This window comes from Haliea sp. E1-2-M8 (assembly GCF_030649675.1).
GTDB lineage: Bacteria > Pseudomonadota > Gammaproteobacteria > Pseudomonadales > Halieaceae > Haliea.
The window spans coordinates 1-6,157 of the sequence record NZ_JAUTDR010000053.1 but is presented as its reverse complement, the minus strand read 5'-3'; the positions used below and the strand labels follow the sequence as shown (position 1 = coordinate 6,157).

Here is a 6,157-nt window from a genome sequence, read left to right as displayed (position 1 = left end):
TCTCGGCAAGATGCAGATCTCAAAATGTCTCGACATTATGTTTCGTAATTAATGGTTTATGATACTAGTGACTTTACAGAGTGAGTAAGATCCTTGTGGGTTGGTTTTCACAGCTTCCGAACCAGAGCTTCTTCTCGATATCCTTTCCAACGCGGTATGGAATTGCTACCTACATGTTGCCGCTTCAGACTTGAGCTTCTGGCAGATGTACTACCAGCCCATCCAGGGCGTCGGTTACGGTGATTTGACAGCTCAAGCGGCTGCTTTCTTCAGGCTCAATGACGCAATCCAACATGTCTTTTTCGATGATGCTTGGTTCCCCGGTCTTGCTTGTCCAGGTCCTATCGATGTAGCAATGACAGGTTGCGCAGCTGCAAACACCACCACATTCGCCCAGGATCGCATCGATACCGTTGTTTAATGCCGCCTGCATCAAACTGACGCCAGCTTCTACGACCACTTCATTTGCAATGCCGTCGTGCGTGATAAAAGTTATTAGGGGCATGGGCTACAGTTACCTCTATGTTTTTAGGACAGGATACTTCCGATAATTAGTCTACAAAGATCTCTGTTGTATTGACGTTCTCGTCGGCTAGTTTGTTGGGGTCAGCCGTTTTACCTTCGGCAAGAAATCGTTTAGCCATCATAAATTCTTTGGGTCGGTTAATTGCGTCGACAGCCAGCAATCTATCGCCGGAAAAATAGAAGGCCGCAAAACTGCGGCCCGTGTTGGTGTCGCCGCGAAGTACAACGGTGTCGAACCCCTGTGAGATTCCGGCAATTTGCAGTTTGAGGTCGTACTGATCCGACCAGAACCACGGCAGTGTCCGATACGCTACCAGCTTACCGCAGAGCGTTTTCGCTGCGATTTTCGCCTGATCATTGGCGTTCTGTACAGACTCCAGGCGAAATCGCTTGTTGTAGATGGGATTGAAATGATTCGTGCAGTCTCCTGCTGCCACGATATTGTGATCGCAGGTGCGGGCGAACTCGTCAACCACTATTCCGTTGTCTACCTCTAATTTCGCCGTCTCTGCTAATTCGGTCGCTGGCAATACTCCCACTCCAATAAGCACAACGTCAGCTGGCAGCATTCGCCCATCTGCCAAGCGAACGCCGGTAACACGTTTATCACCTTCAATCGTCTCAACGGTGGCATGAGTGATAATTCTGGTACCCTCCTCCTCGTGAACTCGGGTATAAAAAGCCGATATTTCATGGGATGTGACGCGTTCCAAAACACGGGGCAATGCTTCTAGCACGGTGACATCCATCCCCATCTTGCGCATAGAGGCCGCCGACTCCAAACCAATATAGCCCCCCCCGATCACCACCGCAGACTTGCCAGGACCGACGTGCTTGCGAACTTGATGGACATCGCCGAGGCCGCGCAGGTAACAAACCCCCTGGAGTTCACAGCCCGGTATGGAGATCTTCCGTACTTTCGCGCCTGTCGTAAGTGCCAATTTACTGTACCTGATTTCGCCACCGTCATGGAGGACAACTTTTTTTTCACCGCGATCGATCGCTATGACCTCGCTGCCAAGTATCAGGTCGATCTGGAGCTTTTCATAGAAATCCGCAGGACGGATCAGTAAGTCACCGTCACTCTTTTCTCCGCTCAGAGCAGCCTTAGAGAGAGGAGGGCGATGGTAGGGAAGTATCGGTTCTGCACCGATCAGAGAAACTCTACCCTTCCATCCCTCCTGGCGCAGCGAAGTCGCCAATTGTGCCCCGGCGTGACTCCCGCCAATAATCACACAGTGTTCCATTGTCATGAAAAAAACATACTTATTCATCCTGTTGGAAAAATTATGGAGAAACCATCGGTGCCCTTTCTCGCAAAATCGAACAAATGGATTCCATCTTCAGCGTTTCCTGCCCCAAAAAACTGGAGCACATTATATGCTCTTGTGTATGGGTCTGTCTGAGTGTGGTCTGATGCATCCGATGACCGCAGCCTTTTTAGTCGCCGAGATGAAATCTACTCTTTGTTGCTAGCCTCTCTCTGTTGTTGTCATAGGTTTTTACAAGGCCAATTCTAGTCAAACAAGGCAAAATCGGGGTCGTTTTAAGCGACGAATTGCAGGAGAGTAGTTTCTGCTCGCCATATAGAATATGTGCGTGAAACGGACTCGTGATTTCCATGAGCGTCGGTATAATCTGGGTGACTCGAATCTCGGCGTCACTTGATTCGAAGTCCTTTTCGCCAGCATTCATTAACGATAAAAGCGGGCCTTAGCTTTGGTGAGATTAATCAAGCCTTGGTCCGCGGTGTATAAACCTCCCATGTGTGAATAGGCTTCGCACCTTGTCAGTATCACATCCAGGCCGACGTGATCGGCGAACCACAGGGGTCCGCAGAAGTGTGCAGGGAAGCCGGTGCCCATGCGCATGCCGGTATCGAGATCCTCAGCTGAATCGCAGATGCCTTCATTGAGGCAGCGGCTGGCCTCCAACACCATCGCCAGCATCATGCGCTGCTCGATCTCCTCATCGGAAAGCGAGTCGTTATTGACCGATTGAACGCCCGCCAACAGGCGATAAGTCTCGTGATCGTCTGTCCTCTGTGGCCGTCCTGTCTCGTCGGTTTTATATTTGTAAAATCCCGCACCGGACTTTTGCCCGTATCGCCCCGCCGCGGCCAGTTCTGAAATACCTGTCTTGCCCCCGACTGCCATCACGCCCGGATAGGCTTGAGCCAAAATAGTCATGGCCTTTTCCAGTGTGTCCAGCCCTGCGACATCCAGCAGGTAGGCTGGCCCCATGGGCCAGCCCCAATTTGTCATGATTGCGTCGATACGTTTGAAATCGGCACCATCTCGGACCAGCAAATTGAAGGCAGTGAAATAAGCACCGAGGATGCGGTTGATCAGGAAGCCTGCGCAGTCTTTTACCAACAGTGGAGTTTTTCCCATTTGCAGGGCGTAGGCGATTGTTTTGGCCACTGCTGTATCTGAGCTTTGTGGCCCTTTGACCACTTCCACCAGCGGCATCATGTGCACCGGATTGAAGAAGTGCATGCCGGTGAGATTCTCGGGGCGGGTGAGGTTCTGGGCGATATCTGCGATGCGCAGGGAGGAGGTGTTTGAGGCCAGCACCGTGTCGGGGCGCACGAAATGCTCGACTTCGGCGAGGGCAGTCTGCTTCACTGCGAGTTTCTCCACCACGGCTTCGGCGACGATATCCAGGGTGTTGAATTCGGAGTAATTCAGCTGGCCCTGGATGGAATCTAGCACGGCGTCTGCCTGCTGCTGGGTGAATTTGCCGGTCGAGACAGACTTCTTGAGAAGTTTTTTTGCTTCATTGTGTCCTAGGTCGACGGCCGGCCGGGCAATGTCCTTCATGATCACCGGCGTGCCACGCTGCGCCGTTGTAAAGGCAATGCCGCCGCCCATAATGCCGGCTCCCAGCACTCCAGCCCGGGTGATCTTCTCTTGGCTTGCGTAAGCCTTGTTCTTACTTTTTAGGGCTTGCTGGGCCCGAAACACTGCGACCAGCGCGCTGGCGGTGGTGGAGCGGGCGAGGACGGAAAAGGCCTTGGCTTCCTCCACTAACGCAGCGTCACGATCGAGTACCGCGCAGCGCTCAAGGAGATGAGTGATTTCCATTGCTGCAGGGTAGTGGGCGGCTCGGCGGCTAAAATTGGTTTTGCACTGGGTCAATGCCATGGCGTCCAGCACCGCCGGGCCCCGCCGCACCGCGCGACGCGCCTGCCAATCCAGTTGACCTTGCATGGCGCGCTGCAATAGTAGCAGGCCTCGCTCGCGAAGGGCGCCGCCCTCGCAGACCTCATCCACCATCCCGCTGTCGGCCACCTTGGCTGCGGAGTATTGGCGTCCGCTTGTCAGCCATTCCAGACCAGTGGCGAAGCTCGCCAGACGAGGTGCCTTGACCGTGCCGCCAACCCCGGGCAGAACACCCAGACCCACTTCCGGGAATCCGAGCAGTGCCGTGTTTTCCGCCACCCGATAGTCGCTGCACAGCGCAAGCTCCATGCCACCGCCGAGTGCAAAGCCGTTGATCAGGCTGACGCTGGGGCAGGGCAGGTCTTCCAGTTCGCACAGCACTTCGGCGGTGGTGCTGCAGAACGCGATCTGCTGCTCTGGGGGTTGGTCGAGCAATGCCGCCAGCGCGCCTATGTTGGCTCCGGCAAGAAAGCCCGGTTTGGCGCTGCTAATGAGCAAGCCCTTGGGAGCCTGCTGTTGAAGTTTGGCTACAGCGCTGTGAAGCTCTTCCCGAAAGGTTTCGCTCATGGTGTTAACGGGTTCCTGGCGATTGTCCAGGATCAAATCGAATACCCCGTCTTCGAGGTCATCGATACGAAGGAAATCGCCTAAAAATAGAGTGCTGGTCATAGAGTAACGCCTGTCTCAGAATGGAAAGTTTATGCTTGCAATTTAGCTGCGGAGTATACGTGACGGTGCAGAAGTGACTCTCGTCGATTTCGACGAAAAACTCGTGGCAGACTAGGTGCGCGAAAAATCGTCGGATCCGACGACTGAAAACTTCCGGCTTGGTGTGAAAATTAATTCCTCTTTACAGCGGACGTGATCCGCTTTTTTCTCCTTGATGTGAGAGGTCTGATGAGCGATAAAGCCCTGGTCGCCGGTGTCGGCATGGTGAGGTTTGCCAAGCCCGGCGAAAACGAAAACTACGATGTCATGACGGAGAGGGCGGTGCGCCTGGCCCTGAAAGACGCTAACATCGACTATAATAAGGTTCAGCAGGCCTATGCCAGCTATATCTATGGCGACAGCACCTGCGGCCAGAAAGGACTGTACCGCGTAGGTGAGACTGGCGTCCCAATCATCAACGTTAACAACAACTGCTCCAGCGGGTCCACCGCTCTGTATCTGGCCCGCCAGGCCGTGGCCGGAGGGCAGGTGGATTGTGCTCTGGTGGTGGGCTTTGAGCAGATGCGCGCCGGCGCCCTGGGTAGCAACTGGGATGACCGCCCCAGCCCTTTTGGAGACTTTATTCCCCGCCTGGAGCGGCTCGGTTACCCGATCACTCAGGCTGGTCCCGCACCCTGCGTATTCGGCGCCGGTGGCATGGAATACCTTAAGCGCTATGACGCCGATCCGGTGATCTTCGGGAAGGTGGCAGTGAAGACCCGCCGCCACGCAGCTAACAACCCCTTTGCCCTTTTTACGGCGCCGCTGACCCTAAATGAGGTGATGAACTCGCCGGTAATTTACGAACCCCACTTGACCCGCTTTATGGCCTGCCCGCCCACCTGTGGAGCCGCGGCGGCGATTGTTTGCAACGCAGCCTTTGCTAGAAAGCACGGCATCAGGCATACCGTAGAAATCGCCGGCCAGGGCATGGCCACGGATGCAGAAGATAGCTGGGACAACGCGATCAACCTTGTTGGCGCCCAGATGACCCGCCGCGCGGCCGCCACCGCGTATGCCCAGGCGGGGCTTGGACCGGAGGACGTTCAGGTGGTGGAGCTGCATGACTGTTTCACCCCCAACGAGGTGATCAGTTATGAGGGCCTGGGGCTGTGCGGCGAGGGCGAGGCCAGCAAGCTTATTGAGGATGGCGACAACACCTACGGCGGCCGCTATGTGGTCAATCCCTCGGGCGGTCTGATGTCGAAGGGGCATCCAATCGGCGCCACCGGCGTGGCCCAGTGCGCGGAGCTTGTCTGGCACCTGCGTGGCCAAGCCGGCGCTCGGCAGGTGGATGGTGCCAAAGTGGCTTTGCAGCACAATATCGGCTTAGGTGGCGCCGCCGTGGTAACAGTGTATCGCGTGTAACGCTGTCGTTGGAGTTGTGTGGATTGCGTGATTGTTATCTACACAGCCCGTTTTCTTGGCGTTTTGCAAATAGACAAGCGACGTCAACTGTAAGAAATCCATATGTCTCGGGCACACCAACGCGAGCAGGAAATCGAGCCGATGCGGTCTCGCCTATCGACGGCGGCGCTGTAAGTGTACCGCCAAAACGGACCGGCGGCCCAGAGCTTTTCGGTCATTTGCGCAATAGCCGGTATGAGTCACGTCTTGGCGTACAACCTTTTAAAAATCAGGAAGCTCTGCTGGTACAAATGTGGGCCGACGCCCTGGCCCGCTTCGAGGCCTAGCAGGCTGCTGAAAAAGGCATGATTTTGACGCACTCAACTTCCTCGTCGCTCCATGTCCCAAGTTTG

Annotated in this window: 4 protein-coding genes; 1 reads left to right on the top strand and 3 read right to left on the bottom strand. The window is 55.2% G+C overall.

The window, feature by feature from the left end; translation table 11 throughout:
• Nucleotides 1-184 precede the first annotated feature (184 nt).
• From Q6D67_RS21310 to Q6D67_RS21300, 3 genes are all read right to left on the bottom strand, one after another.
• Nucleotides 185-505, bottom strand: a complete 321-nt coding sequence (locus Q6D67_RS21310; protein ID WP_304707835.1) for a 2Fe-2S iron-sulfur cluster-binding protein — start codon at nt 503-505, stop codon at nt 185-187.
• Between the two features lie 46 nt (nt 506-551).
• On the bottom strand, nt 552-1,778 hold the full coding sequence (locus tag Q6D67_RS21305; protein WP_304707834.1) for an NAD(P)/FAD-dependent oxidoreductase: 1,227 nt from the start codon (nt 1,776-1,778) through the stop codon (nt 552-554).
• A 441-nt stretch (nt 1,779-2,219) separates the two neighbouring features.
• Complete coding sequence (locus tag Q6D67_RS21300; RefSeq protein ID WP_304707832.1) at nt 2,220-4,358, bottom strand: 3-hydroxyacyl-CoA dehydrogenase NAD-binding domain-containing protein; 2,139 nt, start codon at nt 4,356-4,358, stop codon at nt 2,220-2,222.
• Nucleotides 4,359-4,586: 228 nt separating this feature from the next.
• Here Q6D67_RS21300 and Q6D67_RS21295 point away from each other — a divergent pair, with 228 nt between their 5' ends.
• Nucleotides 4,587-5,765, top strand: a complete 1,179-nt coding sequence (locus tag Q6D67_RS21295) for a lipid-transfer protein (RefSeq protein ID WP_304707830.1) — start codon at nt 4,587-4,589, stop codon at nt 5,763-5,765.
• Nucleotides 5,766-6,157: the final 392 nt, after the last annotated feature.